A 20,797-nucleotide genomic window follows, 5' to 3' on the forward strand; every position below is an offset into this window, starting at 1 on the left:
GATTATGATAAAATTTTTTAGAAGGATTGCTGTTTTATACCTGCTGTTCCATAGTTCAACCGCTATGGCGCAACTGTTTGAACCTGCCGATAAACACGCCACAACCGAAACCCGGCAGCTTTTTTACAGTATGCAGCGCCTGCTTAACGTAGGGGTAATATTTGGTCACCACGATGACCTGGCTTATGGTGTGGGATGGCGTAATGAACCGGGCCGCTCAGATGTTAAGAGTGTTACCGGATCATACCCGGCCCTGTATGGCTGGGATTTGGCCAGGATTGAGCACGACAGCATTCATGATATTAACGGAATCGCCTTTGAACAGCAGAAGCAGTTTGTTAAGGACGTTTACGCGCGCGGCGGCATCAATACATTTTGCTGGCATATGGATAACCCGGCCAATGGCAAAACCGCCTGGGATACCACACAGCATGCCGTAAAAGATCTTATCCCCGGCGGCGCTTTTCATGATGTATACGTTGAGTATCTTGATCGTGCGGCCAATTATTTAGCTGACATGAAAGGTCCGGAAGGCGAGGCTATCCCGATATTGTTCCGGCCATTTCATGAACTTACGGGCAATTGGTTTTGGTGGTGCAAAAACACCTGTACCCCCGATGAATTTAAAATCCTGTGGCGTTTTACTATCGATTACCTGCGGGATAAAAAGAAGCTGCATAACCTGCTCATTGTATACTCCGCGGCCGATTTTGAATCGGAAGATGAGTTTTTGGAACGGTATCCCGGCGATGCTTATGCGGATTTTATAGGCTTTGATAATTATTGTACGCAAAGGGTTGAGCGTTTTCAAGCCAAGCTGGATCAACGCCTTGCCATTATTGATGGCATCGCTGCAAAACACCATAAAATAGCATGCCTGCCCGAAACGGGATATGAAGGTATCCCCATGCCCAACTGGTGGACGGATATATTACTGCAAACCCTCGCTAAGCATAAAGTATCCTACATAATGGCATGGCGCAACGGAAACGATCATCATTATTACGTGCCATACCCCGGCCAAACCAGTGCCGGTGATTTTATAAAGTTTTATAACAACCCGCAAACCATTTTCCAAAACCGCATAACATTATTGGGGATTTATGGTAAGCCAAATTGGAAGCAGTAGCCTTGCGGTTCATGGATGATAGTTCATGGTTCATAGAGGAGGTGGATAATACATTCATTTTGGCTTTATGCTTTAAGCCTTCGGCTTTTTGCTTAAAACAGCTACCCCCGATATTCCCGCCAGCAACGAAGCCAGTAAAATGCCATATTTGGCCTGGTCAATCATTTCGGCATGGTCAAAGGCTAATGCCGATATAAAAAGGGACATGGTAAAACCTACGCCTGCAAGCAAAGCCACACCTGTCATTTGTTTCCAGGATGAGCCTGCGGGTAGTTGTGCGCCAAATTTTACCATAAGCCAGGTAAAAAGCAATACACCTGTAAACTTGCCGGCAAGCAGGCCTATAGCTACACCCATGCTAACGGGATTGGCCAGTGACGAGAAAAAGTCATGGCCAACAATAATCCCGGCATTAGCCAAAGCAAAAAGCGGCATGATGACGAAAGCTACCCAGGGGTGCAGGATGTGTTCAATTTTTTGCAGTGGTGTTTCGGCGTCAAGGCTCAGCTTTTTTATTTTATCAATAATGTGGTGCTGTTCGGGCGTTATAAGTGTGCTGTTGTTGGGCTGCTCGTTTTCAAAATCGGTAAGGTATTGCTTTACAGATTGGGTGTAACTGATCTCGCTGATGCGGGTGCGGGCAGGAATGGTAAAAGCCACCAATACACCCGCGATGGTTGCGTGGACGCCTGAAAGTAAAAAAGCTATCCAAACAGCGAAGCCTATGATCAAATAAAAAGCGGTACTCCTGATCCCCATTTTATTGCCGATAAGCAGCAGCACCAGCAGCCAAACCCCAAAGGTAAGCGGCACAAGCGCTATGTGACTGCTGTAAAAAAGAGCAATAACTAAAACAGCGCCAAGGTCATCGGCAACGGCCAATGCTGACAGGAAAACTTTTACAGAGGATGGAATATGTTTGCCCGCCATAGATAGTAAAGCCAGCGCGAAGGCTATATCTGTAGCCATCGGGATCCCCCAGCCATGGGCCGATGGCTTACCGGTATTAAAAAGGAAAAAGATGAAAGCAGGCACCAGCATTCCGCCCAACGCGGCAAACATCGGTAATGAAGCTTTTTTTACAGAGGATAGTTCGCCGGCCATGAACTCGCGTTTTAACTCGAGGCCTATCACAAAGAAAAACAAAGCCATAAGGCCGTCGTTGATCCAAAGGTGCAGGGGATGGTTTAAAACATATTTATCAAAACCAAGCGATAGTTTGAGTTCCCAAAGTTGGTGGTAACTGTGCTGAAAAGGCGAATTTACCCATATGATAGCCGCAATTACGCTGATAAAAAGTACTATGCCGCCGGTATGTTCCTGATTTATGAATTTGCTTACCGGCTGCGTGATTTTATCAATGGGGTAGCTTTGTTTCATAGATGCCTAAAATAAGGAATTAAGTTTGATTTTTTGGTGAGGCGACCTGTCGATTCAGGGAAATCGCTTTTAACCACATGCGGATTGAAAAACAATAAATGAAAAATTTTCACACTAATTTTTACGGATTAATCGAATTACACGAATTGAATCAATTTAAGATTCGTGTAATTCAATTAATTGTGGAGCGCTGCAAAGCATTTGTGTAGAAATTTTTCAGTATGAGATCAGTAAAACAAATCGAATTATTTTAAACGCGATTTCCCCGCCTGTCGATTACGTCCGTTTATATAGATCTAATAATTGATTTCACATTAAGGATTTAAATAGTGCTAATAATCAAAATGTTAAGCTTTAGGCTTTGTGCATTCGGCTTTTAGCTTTTATATAAAACAAAACCCAGCCATAAAACATTTATCAATGAAACCGGATATTATGAATAACTATCAGCAAAAATGGATAAGCACATTGAAAAACGCTCATTTAAATGGTTGGGAGATCAAGCCGCAGGGTGATGATATTTTTGTGGAAATGCCGCATGTTACGGATCTTAAACTGATTAGGGATAACCTGCCCGAAACACTTGCGCTGATGGCTTTGGATATTAATTTACCGAAGGAAAGGCTGAAGTTTATTTTTCACAACGGGTACGAGCAGTTTGAATACCTGCTTAATCCTGCTGCTGCGGATTTGGAACAGGAGGGCTAAAATCAACGGTTGTTGTTTCGTTGGGTAATTCCTCTTTGGTATTGTCCGAATCAATTTTGGCCATTGTTGATACCACTACTACGGAAATTCCCATACAGGCAATCAGGATAAAAGAGGCCCTCAGGGTAGCAATTCCTGCTATAAAACCGATAACCGGCGGACCGACTAAAAAGCCCATAAAACCAATAGTTGATACTGCCGCCAGTGCAACGCCCGGCGACATGGTTTTTGATTTACCGGCAGCGCTGTATACCATTGGCACTACAGATGATACACCTGCACCGACCAGTAAAAAACCGGCCATGGCTGTATAAACATAAGGGAAAGCTACCGCTATTAACAGGCCTGTCGCGGTCAGTGATCCGCTAACCTGCAAAGTGCGTTTTAAGCCAAATTTGTGAGCAAACCAATCGGCCACAAAACGGCCGCCTGCCATGGTGAACATGAATGTAGTAAAGCCTATGCCAACCAACGCCTCGGGGGCCAGTACTACTTTTTTGAAGTAGATCACGCTCCAGTCGAACATGGCGCCTTCGCAAATCATGGAACAGAAGGCTATGATACCTAATTTGATGAGCGACTTATCGGGCATTACAAACACAGGCCCGGAGTCGGTTACTTTATCATCTTTCAGGTAACGGGCAGCTACGGCCACGCCAATCGCTATCACGATCAGCATTAACGAAAAATGATGAAAGGGGATAACACCGTTGGCTATCATGAACGTGCCTATACCCGCCCCGGCAAAACCGGCCAGGCTCCATAAGCCATGAAAAAATGCCATAATTGGTCTTTGGTAAAGCTGCTCGGTAGCTACTGCCTGCGTGTTTACCGCAATGTTTACAGAATTGCTTGCAAAGCCGAAGCATAGCAGGCAGATGATAAGCTGAAACGTATTTTGTGCGAGGCCTAAACTTACCAATGCGGCAGCGTAAACCAATAGCGCGGCGATAACGAGTTTTTTACTGCCTATTTTGGTGATGATCCAGCCCGAAAAAGGCAGGGAACACATGAGGCCGACAGGCAGGGCGAATAACACGGCGCCCAAACCGGCATCAGATAAACCTAAATTTTGCTGAACAGTAGCGATGCGCGATGCCCAGCTTGAGAAACTTAATCCCGCCATAAAAAACATAGCACCCACGGCAATGCGGAGCGTTAGTTTGTTAATGGTATCTTTTGAATCGGGTAAGTTGATCATGTTAAAAATATTATCATAGTGTCAAAGTGACACTATGTATTTATGAGCACAAATATAAGGCAATTAATTGTAATTTTAATAGCTAAATCGTTTTTTACTTTTGGGTGAATTAAAGCTGTTTAAAACGCAGAAGCGGTCATCTTACCTCCTGGAAGGTTAAAAATGACCGCTTCTTAATTATCTTTGTTTACCTGGCTGTTAGCCTTTTACATTAAATGAACCTACAACGGTATGTGTTGTCCCGGTACTGAAGTTTTTAAATTGTGCCTTAAAAGTACCTATAGCATTTCCCTTCATATTACTTGAATGATTCAAGGTAGTGAATTTAACTTTTCCGCTCACAAAGTTTCCATCTATCTCACCTGACATAGTTAAAATATCATAAGTACCTGCCGAAAGGGTGCCGGCTGATAAATCAAAAACATCTGAGGTGTTGTTAATATTAAAATACGATACCATGGTCGATCCTTTATCTGAAAGAATATTCGGATCGAGTGAAATAAGAGTAGGGCCATTTTTTACAACAGTGGCACCGCCATCAACTTTATACGAAATAGTACCCTGTGCGGCAGCGGGGTAATCAGAACCGTCGTCAGCTGTGCCCGTCCCGGTTCCTGTACCTGTACCCGTACCTGTACCGGTTCCTGTTCCCGTTCCAGTTCCTGTTCCGGTGCCTGTACCAGTACCAGTACCAGTACCAGTACCAGTACCAGTACCAGTACCTGTACCTGTTCCCGTCCCAGTACCAATCCCGGTCCCTGTATTTGTAGTAGGGACAACGTCAATAGCTTTTGTTTCTTTATCCGGGCCGAGAGGAGGGTCAAGTTTGCAGCTACTTACCGAAGCTGCTATTAAAAGAAGGGTAATTACTTTACAGTAAATTTTTTTCATATATACAAAGAGTGATAGTTTATGGTTTTACGGTTTAAATATAAGTATTTTAGCTCTTTGTACGTAGGAGAAAAACTATTTGATACAAATAATGTTAAGAAAGGTTTACAATTTTTTCAATTATTTACAGTCGCCATCGAGGCTGCATGATTCGCCTTCGATTGTATCAAACGCTGGTGTGGGGTTTTCTTCCTGCCAGCCGGTAAATGCTTTTGTAAGGGTATCTTTAAATACGGCCACCTCCTGTGCCCCTGATACGGCATATTTGCGGTTCATAACAAAAAACGGAACACCACGCACTCCTAAATATTGAGCTTCGGCAATATCGTGTTTTACCTCGTCGGCGTAGGTGTCGCTTTCAAGCGTTTGTTTAATTTCTTCAGTATTTAAGCCAATCGACTTACCCATTTCAATAAGGGTTTCGGTATCATCAATATTGCGGCCTTCGGTAAAATATGCCCTGAACAAAGCTTCTTCGGCAGCGTCTCCCAATCCATGCTTTTTGGCCAGATGAGCCAACCTGTGCGCATTAAAACTATTAGCCACAACCGATTTACTGAAATTATAGGTAAGGCCGGCCTGTGCCGCCATTTGGGTAACATGATCGTTCATCTGTTCGGCATGGTCAAGCGTCCATCCTTTTATATCGGCCAGGTACTGGTTAATGCTGATATTGGGGTTGGTTTTAAGATCGGGGTTTAGCTGAAAGCTTTTCCATTCTATCTCAATCTGTTCTTTGTCTTCAAAGCCGGTCAGTGCTTCCTCAAACCTGCGTTTGCCTATATAACAAAACGGGCACATCACATCCGACCATATTTCTACTTTCATCATTTCTATTTTAAATGTTTAAACAAATTTAAGGCCTGTAATTCTTATCCCCGTAAGGGCAAAGTAAAATTTAACGGGCTTTGTTAGATGCCAGAGTGATTTTTGAACTACTTTTATTGCTTTAAAAACAGGTTCCCCTCATGAAGAATTTATGCCTGAGATGCTTTTTGCTCTTAATGATCTTTACAAGCCTTAAAACATCGGCACAACAAAAAACAACTGATAAAAATTTATTCAGCGCAGGTTACGCGGCAGGCTTTATCGGCGGCTTGTATGATTCCTATTATCCATATAAACAATTAAAGCAACATGGCGATTTTGGTTTGGGCGCCCCGGGCAAGCTTGATGGTGAGCTCATGGTGTTTAACGGCAAACTTTATCAAACTCAGTCAACGGGTAAAACAACCCAACTTGCCGATACCGGCAAAACCCCTTATGCTGTGGTTTGCTTTTTTCATGCCGAAAAAACATATAAGTATAATAAGCCTTTATCCAAGTCGGCACTGTTTAGCTACCTTGACAGTATCTTAACCAACCAGAACGGGATCTACGCTATCCACATCAAAGGAAATTTTAGTATGGTTAAAACAAGGGCTTTCCCGCCGGTTGATAAACCTTATTTGCCCTTGGCGGCGATGCTTGACAGGCAACATTTTTTTGATTTTAAGAACATCAAAGGCGATCTCATAGGTTTTAAGATCCCCGCACTGATGGAAGGAGCTCATATCAGCGGCTACCATTTTCATTTTTTATCTGATGATAAAACCGGTGGCGGCCATATCATTGATTTGCTTGCAGATGATATCACCATTGAAGTTGAAACGTTGACAAGCTATACCATTGACCTGCCGCAAACGCCGGAATTTAACAGCTTTGACTTTAAGAAAGACCGTAAAGAAGAGATCAAAAGCGTTGAGAATGGAAAAAAGCAATAATGACTGATCGTTTTTATTTGGACGATAATTTTTTGTAATATGTAAATTTTTATAAATTAGGAAATTATAAACCAATTATAAACTTATTGAGGTAACAGCGCAATGCTGAAGATTTATTGAATAAGCATGAGATGGAACAGTGCTAAAATATTCTGGATAGGTATCATTTTACTTGTGGTGCCTGGTCTTATTCATGCTTACCTGTTAATGCCATTTCCCGGCAGCCAGGATTTGAATGCTATCACCCTGTGTTACTATCTCGAAAAGGTGATCATGCCGCTGCGCTTGATTGGCTTGCTATTCATTGTTTGGTACCTGTTTAAATTCTACGCTAAAAATACCTTTAAACAAAAGGCTGTTAAAGCCGCTGTTTTTGTGCTTTGTATAGGCAGCTTTTACATAACCGATTATATGTATAAGGCCGAAACCATGTTTAAAGAAACCACAAAAGCTGTTTTTGCCAACGGATTAAAAAACAGGGTGCCGTTAAGCTACCTGGTAGTAGGTGTTGTAAACAACGGTGTCGCCAAAGCTTATCCGCTCATCTACCTGGGCTATCATCATAAGCTGCAGGACGATGTAGGCGATAAACCCGTTTTGGTTACCTATTGCACCATGTGCCGTACAGGCAGGGTTTACAGTCCGGTTATAAACGGTGTAAGGCAAAACTTCAGGCTGGTGGGGGCAAGGCACTTTAACGCTATAATTGAAGATGAAAACACTAAAACCTGGTGGTACCAGGCCACCGGTAACGCGGCTGTTGGGGAGCTAAAAGGAAAACAATTAACCGAGCTGCCTTATGAACAATTAACCCTCGCGGCCTGGTTACAGAAACATCCCGAAACACTCATTTTACAACCCGACAGGCTATACACCGCAGATTATGCCGACCTGAAAAACTACGACCGTGTGCAGGCTATCGACCGTGACAGCACTATAAAAAACAAAGACTCCCTGATGCGTAAAAGCTGGGTAATTGGTGTGATCATAAACGGCAAAGCCAAAGCTTACGACTGGCGCCATATGTACGCCAAACGCCTGCTGAATGATGAGTTGAACAAAAGTTCACTGCTCATTGGCATTGAAAAAGACAGCCTCAGCTATCATGCCTGGAATACATCAGTAAGCGGTAAAACCCTTCATTTTAAACTGGATGATAAAGGCATGCTCACCGACGAGGAAACCGCTTCGGTTTGGGATTGGGACGGCCTGTGCTTAACCGGTACGCAAAAAGGGCAGCGCCTTGCTAAAATTCAGGCCTACCAGGAATACTGGCACTCATGGAAACATTTTCATCCCGGTACCGTGTTTTGGAAAGGAGATGAATCGCTGGAGCAAACGGCATCCATTTACCCACCTTTTTAACAAGCGGCTTTAATTAAATAGCGGTTGCTATTTTGCTGATGTCATCGTCATTAAGCAGAGCGTCTTCAGAAATGTTGGGGTAATACTTATTCAGGATCTTTTGAATGAGCTGGTAACTTTCGATGGATTGAATGGGAGCGGAAGCCAGTTCAGTGATGGTTGAACCAATGAGCTTAAGTTTTTTCGCCTCGTACTGGTTGATTACAAAGTCAGAAGTTTTTTTCTTACGGCTTTGTTGTATGAGATCATCAAGTTTCTTGATCTCTTCAATCAGGTCAATCATTTTTAATACTTCCACCTTTTTCATCAGCGCCAAAATTAGTGATTTATTTGTAACAGGGGGTATAACAGGATATAAGTTGTATTGTTTGTAAGTATGAGACGGGTGGAAGCTGTAATTGTTACGGATAGAAATTGAGCACGTTTTCAGTGTGTACAAGCTGAAAAAAATAAAAATATGTCATTGAGTGTTTAAATCCGGAGGCCTCTGAAGGTGAAATGACAAAAGAGAGCCTGTCAGTCTGAGCCTGTCGAAGACTCGCGCGAAGAGGCCTACCCACCATGCTTCGACAGGCTCAGCATGACACCCGTTTTAAGTTGTCATGGGTAGCGAAGCGTGGCAATCTCGCAGCTAATGCATAGCCGCCTGTGTAGCTACAAGATTGCCGCGTCGCCCCATTGCATTGACCTATGCTGCTCCTCGCAATGACATTTTTTCTTTTACTATTTCTTATCCTCCGTAGTATCTCTTTCAACCAGGGCCATACCGCATTTAGGGCAGGTGCCGGGTTTATCAAAGGTAAGATCGGGGTGCATGGTGCAGGTGTATTTGCCTTTTTTCTTTACGGTTGAGGTGCTGTCGGTTTTGCCGGTGCTTTTAACCGCACTGTTGCAGGCGCCAAGGGCGAGGCCGGCTAAGGCTAAAATGATAAAGCTTTTTTTCATTGATTATTTGTTTTTGATGAATGAGGCCAACCCGAACAACGATACTACCAGCACACCTAAAGCGGCCAGCATACTCACTATGTCGCGGATATCCTTACCCGCCCAGGTCATGCCGAAATACTTGTGTAAAAATATAAAAGAAAGCCCTTCGGCCCTGTCAATTCCTGCAACTTTTGCAGCCAGTTTTGATGAGGTAGTTTCAATATACCAATTGCTGCCGTCGGCGTAGTTTACCCGTTCAACCGGCAGGCGTTTGTTGATGAAACCGTACTCGTTATCAAACTGCTTTACCTGGTTAACTTTTACCCTGCCATAAAATTTGTCAGGATCCTGGTGGGTATGGTAATAGGCACTTAAAAAACGGGCATAATCCTCATCTCCATTAATTTGTTCTTTGCCGGTTAACGTGTTGAAGTAGGAGATCTGTTTTTTATTATCAGTTACCTGGTAATAGCTGTTGCCATTAAAGCTGACCACGGCCATCCTCTTGATGAGACTATCGGCAACAGGAAGCTGAAGATTGGAGATAGCCAGTCGTTTCCTTGTGATCACCTGCCCATAATCAGGCTTTGGTATTTCGGTATTGTGCAGTTTTACGGCAAGGTGAAAAGCGCCGCTGATTACGAAAGTGAACATCACAAAGGAAACAATAAGCCCTATCTGCCGGTGATAGCGATGAACGATGCGCGTGTCCTCACCGCCATTTTTTTTTCGCTTTTGGGTTACGGATTTAAACTTTTTCCACATTAAACCATAAATAGTTAAGCCGCTGATGAGGGCGAACAGCATTACCACCATGATGATGAGCAATACTACATTGCGGAAAGTATCGCCGCCGATATCAGCCAAAAACTGCCAGGTATGGAATTGTTCAAACAGCCAAAGGAAAGCCTTGCGGGTATTGTTGTTAAATGTACCCATGCGGCTCTGACCGGTTTCGATATAAATGTCCATACCATCGGGACGGTCAAAGCTGATCTTCCAAACAGGCAAAAGGTGATTGATGGGCTGGTATTGCCCATCAAATGTTGTTTGGAGATCGATCTTTTTAATGTTAGATGTCGAATCCTGCGTAAAATAGCGGGCCAGATAAGTGGCATATAGCTTATCCCCATTTTTTAACAATACCCCATCATTGGCCGAGTAGTAATTGTACACGCTATCTTTATCCAGCACCTGGTAATAGGTGTTGTGATTAAAGTTAACCAGTCCGAAGTTCCGGATAACGGAGATATTATTTTTATCCAGTACCTGCTGGATGCTGAGTACCGGTTTCATCCGGCTTTGAGGTAGCGGTTTAAACACTTCCTCCGCAATTGATGGCCTGAACCAGTTTGACATGAACGGGTGTGAAAGCCCGCTCAGTGTCCAGAAGATCACCGGGATGAGGGCTGTTAAGCCCAGCACCCGGTGCCATTTATAAAAGTTGCTTTTTACTGTTGCAGATGCCATTGATCAATATTTTGAAAATGAATAACTGATGCCCAGGGTGTAAGTACGTGGCGGCGCGGCATTATAAGTATCGCCGTACTGGCTGCTGGTTACCGTAGTTGCATAAAGCTTATTGGTTAAGTTGAGCACATTGAACCAGATGCCTGCGCCTTTTAATATGCTGCTTTTTATATCATAGCCCAAACGCAGGTTGTAAATATCATAACCTGAGTAAGTTTTGGTATTGGCGGGGTTGGTGTAGTATTGATTGATGTGCTGCCACTCTGTTGCTATCCTGAAGCCGGGCAGGTATTGCGGCTTATAAGTAAGTTCGGAGTTGGCAACCCAGGCCGGCGCGTTGTTCATACGTTTGCCGTCATAGTTGGTTACGGTGTTGGTACCGGTGGTGTAATTGGTGGTCACCTCGCTGTACTCAATATAGGTATGTTTGGCATTGGTACCGCTAAACCTGAAGGTAAGCTCTTTAACCGGGGCCACAGTAAGCGAGTATTCAATCCCCCGGTGACGTGTTGCACCTGCGTTTTGGTTCTGGGTAGTGTTATCTGGCAGCAGTTGGTTAATGATTTCGTTATGGCCTTCCAGGTCGAATACACTCAACTCAAAATACAACTTTTTGTTAAACGCCGAAAACCAGCCACCCGCTTCATAATTATCAAAAGTGGCCTGTTTAAGCTGGGTAAGCTGACGTGAGCTGTACAAGTCGCCGGTTTCCGGCGGTTGAAAACCTACGCTGTAGTTGGCATAAAAACCTTTGTTGTTACCCATGTTATAGGTAAGGCCAAGTTTGGGGGCAACGATATTGAAATTGTTGGTTTCCTGTTGTTTGTATTTGGTTTGCCCGGCGGGGATCTCATTATTAAAGTTGTAATGAACCCTGTCATACCGTAAACCGCCTACAATTCTTAATGCTTCCGTAGGCTTGACTTCATACTGGACATAAGCCGCTGTGTTGAACAACTTGATCTTGTAATTATCAATGTACCTGCCTGTATTACTGAAACCGGTGTAGTAGTTGTTGGCTACATCTTTGGTGATATCAAGATATTGGGCATAGTATGAGCTTGGACTGTTATCCATGTAAACTCCGCCTATCAACCGTGAATGCAGAAAATCAAAATCAACCCGGTGTTGTGCCAGTAAGCCATAGCTGTTGAATTTTTGATCGTTTACCTGGCCGTTGCTGCTTTTGTAAACGCCATTGGCATCGCGAACATCGGATATAAAATAACTCGGCAGCTGCGCAGTGGAGTTATTGCGGAAAAAAAGCGTTACAAAAGTGCTGTTCTTGTCATCCCACTGATGATCCAGGCGGGTGCCGGCACGAAACGATTTTACCTTGCGATAGGTGAAACGCTGGTTGGAGCCATAGCTGCGGTCATAAAACCGGGCGCTGTCCAAACTACCCGGGGTTTGAGTGTTGAGGTAATTATAGGCGGCTGAAGTGGTAAGCTTTGTTTTGGCACTGAAATCATAGGTAGTTTTAAAATTGGCCGAGTACTTATCAAAATCAGAATAGTCCTGCCAGCTATCTGCCTGGTGGGCTATATAACCGCCAACGTATAAACCAAATTTGCCTTGTGTAAAACCACCATCGGCATCAACGCGGCGATAATGGTAGTTATCGCCCTGAGCAGAAACATTGCCTGCATAACCTGTAGGCGGTCCCTGGGTAATAAAGTTAACCGCGCCGCCGATTGAATTGCTGCCATAAAGCGATGATGCAGGCCCCTTGATCACTTCGATATCCTTAACACCCGACATGTTGATCTCATACAGCGAGTTATGGTTGAAGATGCCTGTAGGGCGGATAGGTACGCCATCTTCCATATACAAATAGAGTGCGTTATAAGTTATAGGCTGACGAATAGCCATGGTATGCTGTTCGTTACCCAGGTTCACCATGTAAACACCTGCAACCTTGTTCAGCAACTGATAAAGGGCGGTGGCTTTGGTATCCTTAATTTGGGTAGAATTGATTTTACTGATGGCGATGGGGGCGTCCTGCCTGGCCTGGCCTTCGCGGCTGGCGGTTACCACTACAGGTTGCAGGTCCACGGTTGAAGGCTCTAAGGCAACGTCAAGTTTTTGGCCTTTTATGGCAGATACTTCAATAATGCGCGCGCTGTAACCAACCATGGCAAATTTAAGCCGGTTAACGTCTTGTGCATTGATGCTAAAGTGCCCTTTGGCGTTAGTCATGCCAAGCTTTGCACCTGTAGCAGCATCGGCATTGCAAATTGATGCACCCGCGATGGCTTCATGGGTATTGGCATCTGTAACGGTGCCTTGTATAGTAGTTTGGCCGAAGGCCAGGGTTTTAACGAGTATAAAAGTTATAAATAGGATTAAATATCGTTTCATTATATAGTATTACAGGAGTTACCTCCCGGTGTAAAAATGGGTAGAGTAGGGTGTGGGTTGATTGACGGGAATGGATTGTAGCTTCTGCCTGCCATTACTTTTTGCCGATGATTGGTCTAAAAACGTATGTCATGCCGAGGAACGAAGTACTTAAAAACGGGTGTCATGCTGAGCTCGTCGAAGCATGGTGGGGGTGGGCCTCTGCGCGCGTCCTTCGACAGGCTCAGGATGACAATCCCTCCGCACCCAATGTCATTTAACCTTCTTTTGATTGTTGTTTAGCACGTAATTACATGGTTGTAGTTATACAACTGACATAGCTATCCCATACCATCAATCAAAAACCAATAAAAATGAAATGATTATCCTAACTGCGGAGGCTGGAATATCGTAGCCGGGCGATCGGCCGGTACGGTGGGGGTGTAAGGGGTTGAAATAACCTGCAACAGGCTGGAGTGGAATTTAACATCAGTTGAGCTGATGACATAAACCTCCTGAAAGAGGCTCTTTTGCGACTGCCTTTCATCGCTGGCCTGCTTGTCCTCTGCCTGTTTGATCTTTTTCGCGAAGTAGCATTTGCCATCGCAATGCAGCCAGGGCCTGTTCCTGTTTTCGCAAAGCTTGGTGGCAATGTAATTCCTGTTCAGCTCAAAACCCGCGAAAATGAAAAAACGCGAGAAGTTGACCGTGATCAGCGAAAAGATGAGTAAATAGGCTGTAATACGTTGCAGCATGGCGCAAAGGTACGCCCTATGCGTTTAATAAGCAACTTTAGTTCTAAGTCTTAAGTCGCAAGTACCAAGTCGCAAGTCTCAGTTTTTTTAAGTCTTAAGTTAAAGTTCAAAAATCTAAAAGCATAATCCGACTAAAGACTTAGAACTTTCGACTTACGACTTAAGACTTCTCTCTTTTCAACGTAGCATGCAGGTGCTGGCCTTTGTAAACCAGGTCCATACCGATGGAATCTGCATAAACTTTACCCGTATGGGGCGAACTGCCTCCCGGTACCGGGATACTGAACGAAAAATTATCACCATTGATCATGCCGTCGGTAATAGCTACATCCCCTTGCGGAGCGTGGGCTGTACCTGTAAGTTTACCGCTGTCTACCTTAAAAGTGTAGCTTAAGGGAAAATGATCATCGCCCGGAAGCTTTAACGAACCTATCCATTTGCCGTTAATATCGGCCATCGAAATAAAACTGAAAGCGGTAATAATAACAAACGCACTGATCACCAGGAACTCTTTTTTCATTGTTGATATAGTTTAAGCAGATACCTATATGCCGTAATTTAAACTATATACAATTTTATTACCTTTAAGTTTAATAAAAAAGAAAAACCTTACTGGTGGGTAAGGTTTTTGCTTTTTTATTTTAGAAAATGTCATCCTGAGCGTTTAAATCCGGAGGCCTGTGAAGGGGAAATGACAAAAGAGGGACTGTTAGTCTGAGCCCGTCGAAGACTCGCGCGCAGAGGCCCTGCCCACTATGCTTCGACGGGCTCAGCATGACACCCGTTTTAAGTTGTCATGAGTAACTTGTTTCAGGATCCCATGAGGCAGGTAGACCATGCAAGGTCGCTTAGCAAGTGGGGTGCTGAAACAAGTTCAGCATGATTATCTTGTTATCAAGTAAGGTTATTTCTTATCAACTGGTCTTTTCAATACCGAGTTGCTTTTTGAGCCATTGATATCCAGCTCAACGCTAACCGAATCGCCCATGAATTTACCTGTATGCGGAATCACGATACCGCTGGTTGCTACTGTAAATGAAAAATCGGTACCGTTTGTTTTGCCTTCTTTAATATCAACATCGCCTTCGGGGGTTAAGGCTGTACCGGTCAGTTTATCGCCATCAACCTTAAAATTATAAAGCAGTGGGTATTCCTGGCCGTCGCTTGTAACCAGTTTGCCTGCCCATTTGCCGTTAAGATCAGCTATAGCTGCAAGACATATCATAAAGCAGCTTACCAATAAAGTAGTTGTAAAAATCTTTTTCATAAAATGTGGATTTGGTTTATAAATATAAGAACCTTGATTTAGAGGATGAAATGATTACATGATATTTTATGCGATTAAATATCATGTAATCCTTAAATCAGGAAAATTAAGGTTGTTGAGCTCTTTTTAAAGTACTATGTACTTTTGAGCCGTTGGCTTCAATATCAACACCAACCGAATCGCCATAGAATTTACCTGTATGGGCAATGTGGATATCTTCGATACTTACGGTAAATTTAAAATCGCTACCGGTTATTTTACCATCTTCAATCGGCATATCACCTTTGGGGGTTTTGGCAGTACCGGTTAGCTTATCGCCGTCAATCTGAAAATTATAAAGTAAGGGGTAAACCTCACCTGTTTCTGTTTCGAGCTTGCCTTCCCACTTTCCGGCAATTCCGGCAATGGCTGCAAAGCAGGCCGCAAAGCAAACTGTTACAAGGGCTAAGGTTAAAAAAGTCTTTTTCATAGCTGTTGTTTTCACCGGTAAATGTATAATCGATATTAAACCAAAACGTAAACTGTACATTAAATTTACTGCCGGCAGTATTATCGATTGATGTGCAAAAACTGTACTGCAACAGCCTGATGGTTAACTCAAAGAATGCTTTTTTACACTGAGTTGTATTTGCAGGCTTTTGTTATGTGTATTTATATAAATGTTAACAACACATTTCTAATTATTCAAAATGATTGTACCTTTAAATCTGCATACTAACCGGGCGAAATCCTGTTTCGCTTTCACTTTTAAACAACCTATAATAATGAAGAAAATTTTTACCGCATTGCTATTGTTGGGTGGTACGTACTTGGGCGCTTCGGCACAGGATGTTCAGCTTAACAAAGGCTGGAAATTTGCTGTGGGTGATTCTGCCCAATGGTCGTCCCCAACTTTTAACGATCAAAACTGGCAAAGCATTGATGTCGCCCACTCCTGGGAACCGCAGGGACACCCTAATTACGATGGCTTCGGCTGGTACCGTATCCACGTAGTGATCCCTTCATCGCTTAAGGAGAAAGCCTATTTAAAGGATAGTCTTCGCTTAAGCCTGGCCAGTGTTGACGATAATGACGAGGTATACCTGAATGGAAAGCTGATCGCTAAATATGGTGGCCACAGCGGAACCATTAAAGATGGCCATTACGGGCCGCGCACTTATAGTATCCCGGCTTCAGATCCTGCAATTTTGTGGGATAAAGAAAATGTGCTGGCCATCCGTATTTACGATACCGGGGGCGACGGTGGTATTTACGGCGATAATTTTTCTATTGCCATGGCCGATGTAATGGATCACGTTACGGTTAATACCGATGGCGATTTTACTTTCCAGGAAAATAATAGCCTGGCCAAATCAGTTAAATTGATTACGACCAATAAATACCAGTACGAGGGTACTTTGGCCTTTAAAGTTACCGACCCTGAAACGGGTGCGGTGATCTACGAAAAAACAAACCCTGCAAACTTTACCTCCGGAAAGCCTTTCACCTATTCGTTTGTTATAGCCCGGTTAGCTAAAAAATCATATACCATTGCTTATACTTTTACAGATCAAAAATCGGGGAAGGAGATTGTTAAAACAGAAACTACACCTTATATCCTTACGCCTTATCCATCGCCCAGGCCAAAAATTAACGGAGCCGAGGTTTACGGTGCAAGGCCGGGTAACCCTTTCCTTTACCTGATCCCGGCAACCGGTAAAAAGCCGCTTACCTATAAAGCCGCGGGCTTGCCTGCAGGCTTAACGCTTGATGCTAAAACAGGTATCATTACAGGTGTGGTAAGCCAAAAGGGAGATTATCCTGTAACGCTTACGGTTACCAATAACTTAGGCAGCAAAACCAAAGCGCTTACCATTAGCATTAGTGATAAAATTGGACTTACTCCCGCGCTTGGCTGGAACAGCTGGAATGCCTGGGGCTTGAGCGTTAATGATGAAAAGGTAAAGATCTCGGCTAAAGAAATGTCGGAGAAATTAAGTGCTTATGGCTGGAACTATATCAATATCGACGATGGCTGGGAGGCGGAAAACCGTGCTGCCGATGGCGCCATCGTAGCTAACAGTAAGTTTCCGGATATGAAAGGTTTAACTGATTATGTACACAGCCTTGGCCTGCATACGGGGATTTATTCATCGCCTGGTCCGCGCACCTGCGGCGGCTTTTTGGGCAGCTGGCAGCATGAAGATCAGGACGCCAAAACTTATGCCGACTGGGGTTTTGACTATTTGAAATACGACTGGTGCTCCTACTCGGAAGTTACCCCACCGCATCCCGATCTGCCTGCGCTTAAGAAACCATATGAAGTAATGCGCACCTCTTTAAATAAGGTAAACCGCGATATTATGTTCAGTTTTTGCCAGTACGGCTGGGGTGATGTTTGGAAATGGGGTGCCGAAACCGGCGGTAACAGCTGGCGTACCACCGGCGATATTCAGGATACCTGGAGAAGCATGAGCGATATTGGCTTTAGCCAGGATCCCGCTTCGCCTTACGCCGGTCCGGGACATTTTAATGATCCGGATATGCTGGTGGTGGGCAAAGTAGGCTGGGGGCCAAGCCTGCACAATAGCCGTTTAACTTATGATGAGCAATATACCCACATCAGTTTATGGAGCCTGCTGTCTGCGCCGCTGTTAATCGGCTGCGATATGGGGCACCTGGACAGGTTTACGCTTAGCCTGTTAACGAATGATGAAGTACTGGCTATTGACCAGGATGCTTTAGGTAAAGGTGCAAGACAGGCTTCTAAAACAGATGAGCAGCAGATTTGGGTAAAAGAGCTTACCAAAGGCGAAAAAGCAATAGGTTTCTTTAACACATCTGATAAATATCAAACCGTTAACCTGGATGTTACTGACAAGCTGTTAAAAGGCTTTACCAAAGCACGCGACGTTTGGGAACAGAAATACCTGATAGCGGTTAACCACAAATACACTTTTAAAATACCACCGCATGGTGTAAAGCTTATCCGGGCTATGTAGATAGATTGTTTAATATGAAAAAAGGCCTTTGCTTATTTGGCAAAGGTCTTTTTAGTCTGTCGTAGAGTTAAGTTAACCCATAAAATCAATAGTTAAATTGGATAACCTACATAAGTTGAACCCCTCTGGGGTTCGGGTAGGGGGGACGTCATGTCCCCTCAGGGTCTCTCGCAGAGGACCCTGAGGTTCACCGCGTTTTGGGTATTTAGAACAGCTGATCTGGTGTATACATCATGTCCCTTCAGGGTCTCTCGCAGAGGACCCTGAGGTTCATCGAGTTTCGGGTATTTAGAACAGCTGATCTGGCGTATATATCAATCTGCATAGCGTATACATCAAGGTCCTCTGCGAGTTTAAGTTTACCCATAAAATCAATGGTCAATTGGGTAATCCTGATAAGTTGAACCCCTCCGGGGTTCGGGTAAGGGGTGTGACGTTATTTCTACAAACCTGTTCCCCCTCCGGGGGATTTTACAATTTAATAAAGATGTATTAGTTGCCCAAGGACAGATGCACCAGAGGTGCAAAAGGTTTGTAGCTCGTAAAGTTATAGAATACCCTTTGCCCCAGAGGGGCAAAACACGACGACTTGCTGTTTAAACGACAAGCAATTTTGTGGGTAAGCTTAAATCTGCGAAAGACCCTGATGGGACCCTGAGGTTCATTGAGTTTCGGGTATTTAGAACAGCTGATCTGGCGTATATATCAATCTGCATGGCGTATACATCAGGGTCCTCTGCGAGAGACCCTGATGGGACGTTAATATACTTTAAAATCCCACCGCATGGCGTAAAGCTTATCCGGGTGATGTAAGCGATCCTTTATAAAAAAGGCCTTTATCTTATTCGATAAAGGCCTTTTCTATGTGATGTAGTTTGAAAATCAATTTGGCACATCGTAATGATATATCGGCGAAAAAACACCTTCACTTGTAGTGTAGTAGCCTTTGCCATCGGGCTGAAAGCCTATAGCCTCGCCCTGTTTTTCAACTTTATATACCAGCTCACGTGGTTTACGTACCATGGTTTCCCATATGGGTTCGTTATGCTGGCGGCGCCAGTAGTAAACCTTGTCGTAGCTTTTTAGCAGGATCTGCTGCCCGTCTTTAGAGATATCGCCGGCCGTTATCCATTTAAAAGGTTTAAAACCTGCGAAGAACAATTTGCAGCGTTTGGTTAATATAGTTGTTGTATTGGCCTGGTATTTTAATGGAGCGGTGTAAACCGCGACGGTGTCACTCCTTTTGCTTACAATGATCAATTGTTTGCCTATCGGGTCAATCATCAACGTTTCAGCATCTTTAGCGCCATCCGGATATTTAAAATTTGCCCGCACAGCTTTTGTGTTTGTAATTGCCTTATCACCTGTAGCCCATGATTTTTTTTCGGCCATGCGGTAAACTGTAATATATGGCCTGTTTTGATTGTTATCGCCTATATCGCCAAGGTAAACGTAACTTTTACCTTTTTCCGGTCCGGGGCCAACATCAATATCTTCACAATCCTGTACCCCCAGCTTTTGAGTGCTATCTCCCTTAAAATAAATGGTTGATTTGAGTTTGCCTTCGGCTGTTATAGCAAAAAAACGGCTGGTATCGCCGCTGTCGTTATGTACATAGTAGGTGTCGGGACTAATAGACGATGCTGCAATACCCGACGTTTCATCCATCTCTTTATCATTCAGGGTGCCTGTAATGTCCTGCCTGTCGAGCAGCCTGTGCTTGGCAAAAGCCCCCATAAAAAGCAGGGATACAATGGGTAAGAGTATATTTAATTTTTTTGATCGACTCATTCTGTTTCTTGCAAACAATAACGCAAATAAAGCGCGTTAGTATGAAGTTGACATTAATTATTTGATTTTGTTACGATTCTATGAAAATTATGTAACAAACAGGGCAGATGGTACACAATATTCGTACCATGAAACATTTATGCCGATTCAAAAGCATGTAATAAAGCGTTTTGCCTGTATATTTCGGCAGGGGTACGGTAATCGGCCAGTTCCAGTTCCTGAACATATTTGCAATTACAGGGGTGCCCGGGTTCAATAAAAACAGGCATATCATAGCCCAGTTGCTGGTAATATGGAGTGATGAACGCCTTTACGGGCAGGTCGTTTGCTGCGGAAACAATTTCGGTAGTAAGCTTTTTTAAAGGTTTCAAAAGCAGTTTGATTTCGCAAAGCCTGAAGTTATCATAAAGCGGAATCCAGCGTATGATATTATCAGTGCTAACAGCTATGGCATTGTGTTTTACCCCGTTAAGGATACCAAGGCTGACTTCATTGTTATTTAAAAGACTAATAATCATAACCTGCTGACCGATATAACGACTAAAGATTATAAGTTGATCGGCTACGCTTATATGTTTCATTTTACTAATATTTTTAGCAAAATACGGAAATTAGTTGGTGAAATGCAAGGGAGAATTTGACATGATGAAAGTTTGGTTATCATGGTTTTGGAGTTTTACATCGCTACCGCAAGGGTCCTTGCTTGTGGGTATCATGCTAAGCTATGCGAGAGGCTAATCAGGTTGTATACCTAAACGCGGGCCACAAGCGGGGACGCTTGCGGCAGCGGGGCAAAAAAGATGGAAAAATAATATTAATGATGATTCCT

The 20,797-nt window shown here is 43.7% G+C and carries 19 protein-coding genes; 5 read left to right on the forward strand and 14 right to left on the reverse strand.

Annotated elements, in window-relative coordinates; genetic code table 11:
* Nucleotides 1-4 precede the first annotated feature (4 nt).
* On the forward strand, nt 5-1,129 hold the full coding sequence (locus MusilaSJ_RS22390; protein WP_274987007.1) for a glycoside hydrolase family 26 protein: 1,125 nt from the start codon (nt 5-7) through the stop codon (nt 1,127-1,129).
* Nucleotides 1,130-1,201: 72 nt separating this feature from the next.
* On the opposite strand, the gene nhaA is transcribed toward MusilaSJ_RS22390, so the two are convergent.
* Nucleotides 1,202-2,509 carry a Na+/H+ antiporter NhaA gene (gene nhaA, locus MusilaSJ_RS22395; protein WP_274987008.1) on the reverse strand — a complete coding sequence of 436 codons (1,308 nt, stop codon included), beginning with the start codon at nt 2,507-2,509 and terminating at the stop codon, nt 1,202-1,204.
* 420 nt (nt 2,510-2,929) lie between these two features.
* Between nhaA and MusilaSJ_RS22400 the strand changes: the two genes are divergently transcribed.
* Nucleotides 2,930-3,217, forward strand: a complete 288-nt coding sequence (locus MusilaSJ_RS22400) for a hypothetical protein (RefSeq protein ID WP_090528351.1) — start codon at nt 2,930-2,932, stop codon at nt 3,215-3,217.
* On the opposite strand, the gene MusilaSJ_RS22405 is transcribed toward MusilaSJ_RS22400, so the two are convergent.
* From MusilaSJ_RS22405 to MusilaSJ_RS22415, 3 genes are all read right to left on the reverse strand, one after another.
* A complete protein-coding gene (locus MusilaSJ_RS22405; RefSeq protein ID WP_274987009.1) occupies nt 3,180-4,418 on the reverse strand; it encodes an MFS transporter in 1,239 nt (412 codons plus the stop codon). The genes MusilaSJ_RS22400 and MusilaSJ_RS22405 overlap by 38 nt on opposite strands.
* Nucleotides 4,419-4,616: 198 nt before the next feature.
* Complete coding sequence (locus tag MusilaSJ_RS22410) at nt 4,617-5,309, reverse strand: hypothetical protein (protein ID WP_274987010.1); 693 nt, start codon at nt 5,307-5,309, stop codon at nt 4,617-4,619.
* 120 nt (nt 5,310-5,429) lie between these two features.
* On the reverse strand, nt 5,430-6,140 hold the full coding sequence (locus tag MusilaSJ_RS22415) for a DsbA family oxidoreductase (RefSeq protein WP_274987011.1): 711 nt from the start codon (nt 6,138-6,140) through the stop codon (nt 5,430-5,432).
* A gap of 173 nt (nt 6,141-6,313) precedes the next feature.
* Here MusilaSJ_RS22415 and budA point away from each other — a divergent pair, with 173 nt between their 5' ends.
* Both budA and MusilaSJ_RS22425 read left to right on the forward strand, forming a co-directional pair.
* The gene (gene budA, locus MusilaSJ_RS22420; RefSeq protein WP_274987012.1) at nt 6,314-7,072 is read left to right on the forward strand and encodes an acetolactate decarboxylase; all 759 of its coding nucleotides are present in this window, start codon (nt 6,314-6,316) and stop codon (nt 7,070-7,072) included.
* 126 nt (nt 7,073-7,198) lie between these two features.
* Nucleotides 7,199-8,437, forward strand: a complete 1,239-nt coding sequence (locus tag MusilaSJ_RS22425) for a DUF3179 domain-containing (seleno)protein (RefSeq protein ID WP_274987013.1) — start codon at nt 7,199-7,201, stop codon at nt 8,435-8,437.
* A 13-nt stretch (nt 8,438-8,450) separates the two neighbouring features.
* Here the strand turns inward: MusilaSJ_RS22425 and MusilaSJ_RS22430 are convergent, their stop codons facing one another.
* The 8 genes from MusilaSJ_RS22430 to MusilaSJ_RS22465 form a co-directional block, all read right to left on the reverse strand.
* Entirely contained in the window at nt 8,451-8,744 is a 294-nt protein-coding gene (locus MusilaSJ_RS22430) for a hypothetical protein (protein WP_274987014.1), read from the reverse strand.
* A 416-nt stretch (nt 8,745-9,160) separates the two neighbouring features.
* A complete protein-coding gene (locus tag MusilaSJ_RS22435) occupies nt 9,161-9,382 on the reverse strand; it encodes a heavy metal-binding domain-containing protein (protein ID WP_274987015.1) in 222 nt (73 codons plus the stop codon).
* A gap of 3 nt (nt 9,383-9,385) precedes the next feature.
* Nucleotides 9,386-10,834, reverse strand: coding sequence for a PepSY-associated transmembrane domain-containing protein (locus MusilaSJ_RS22440; protein WP_274987016.1), 1,449 nt, complete (start codon nt 10,832-10,834; stop codon nt 9,386-9,388).
* A 3-nt stretch (nt 10,835-10,837) separates the two neighbouring features.
* The gene (locus MusilaSJ_RS22445; RefSeq protein ID WP_274987017.1) at nt 10,838-13,195 is read right to left on the reverse strand and encodes a TonB-dependent receptor; all 2,358 of its coding nucleotides are present in this window, start codon (nt 13,193-13,195) and stop codon (nt 10,838-10,840) included.
* 362 nt (nt 13,196-13,557) lie between these two features.
* The gene (locus MusilaSJ_RS22450; protein WP_090528324.1) at nt 13,558-13,929 is read right to left on the reverse strand and encodes a hypothetical protein; all 372 of its coding nucleotides are present in this window, start codon (nt 13,927-13,929) and stop codon (nt 13,558-13,560) included.
* Nucleotides 13,930-14,089: 160 nt separating this feature from the next.
* The gene (locus tag MusilaSJ_RS22455; protein ID WP_274987018.1) at nt 14,090-14,449 is read right to left on the reverse strand and encodes a hypothetical protein; all 360 of its coding nucleotides are present in this window, start codon (nt 14,447-14,449) and stop codon (nt 14,090-14,092) included.
* 384 nt (nt 14,450-14,833) lie between these two features.
* Nucleotides 14,834-15,196: a hypothetical protein gene (locus MusilaSJ_RS22460; protein ID WP_274987019.1), complete on the reverse strand. Its 363-nt coding sequence runs from the start codon at nt 15,194-15,196 to the stop codon at nt 14,834-14,836.
* Between the two features lie 106 nt (nt 15,197-15,302).
* On the reverse strand, nt 15,303-15,665 hold the full coding sequence (locus MusilaSJ_RS22465; protein ID WP_274987020.1) for a hypothetical protein: 363 nt from the start codon (nt 15,663-15,665) through the stop codon (nt 15,303-15,305).
* Nucleotides 15,666-15,960: 295 nt separating this feature from the next.
* Here MusilaSJ_RS22465 and MusilaSJ_RS22470 point away from each other — a divergent pair, with 295 nt between their 5' ends.
* A complete protein-coding gene (locus MusilaSJ_RS22470; protein ID WP_274987021.1) occupies nt 15,961-18,177 on the forward strand; it encodes a putative Ig domain-containing protein in 2,217 nt (738 codons plus the stop codon).
* 882 nt (nt 18,178-19,059) lie between these two features.
* Here the strand turns inward: MusilaSJ_RS22470 and MusilaSJ_RS22475 are convergent.
* Together MusilaSJ_RS22475 and MusilaSJ_RS22480 are read right to left on the reverse strand one after the other, a co-directional pair.
* A complete protein-coding gene (locus MusilaSJ_RS22475) occupies nt 19,060-19,968 on the reverse strand; it encodes a YjiK family protein (protein ID WP_274987022.1) in 909 nt (302 codons plus the stop codon).
* Nucleotides 19,969-20,105: 137 nt separating this feature from the next.
* Nucleotides 20,106-20,549 carry a hypothetical protein gene (locus tag MusilaSJ_RS22480; protein ID WP_274987023.1) on the reverse strand — a complete coding sequence of 148 codons (444 nt, stop codon included), beginning with the start codon at nt 20,547-20,549 and terminating at the stop codon, nt 20,106-20,108.
* Between the last annotated feature and the right edge of the window lie 248 nt (nt 20,550-20,797).

Origin of the sequence: Mucilaginibacter sp. SJ (assembly GCF_028993635.1) — a bacterium.
GTDB lineage: Bacteria > Bacteroidota > Bacteroidia > Sphingobacteriales > Sphingobacteriaceae > Mucilaginibacter.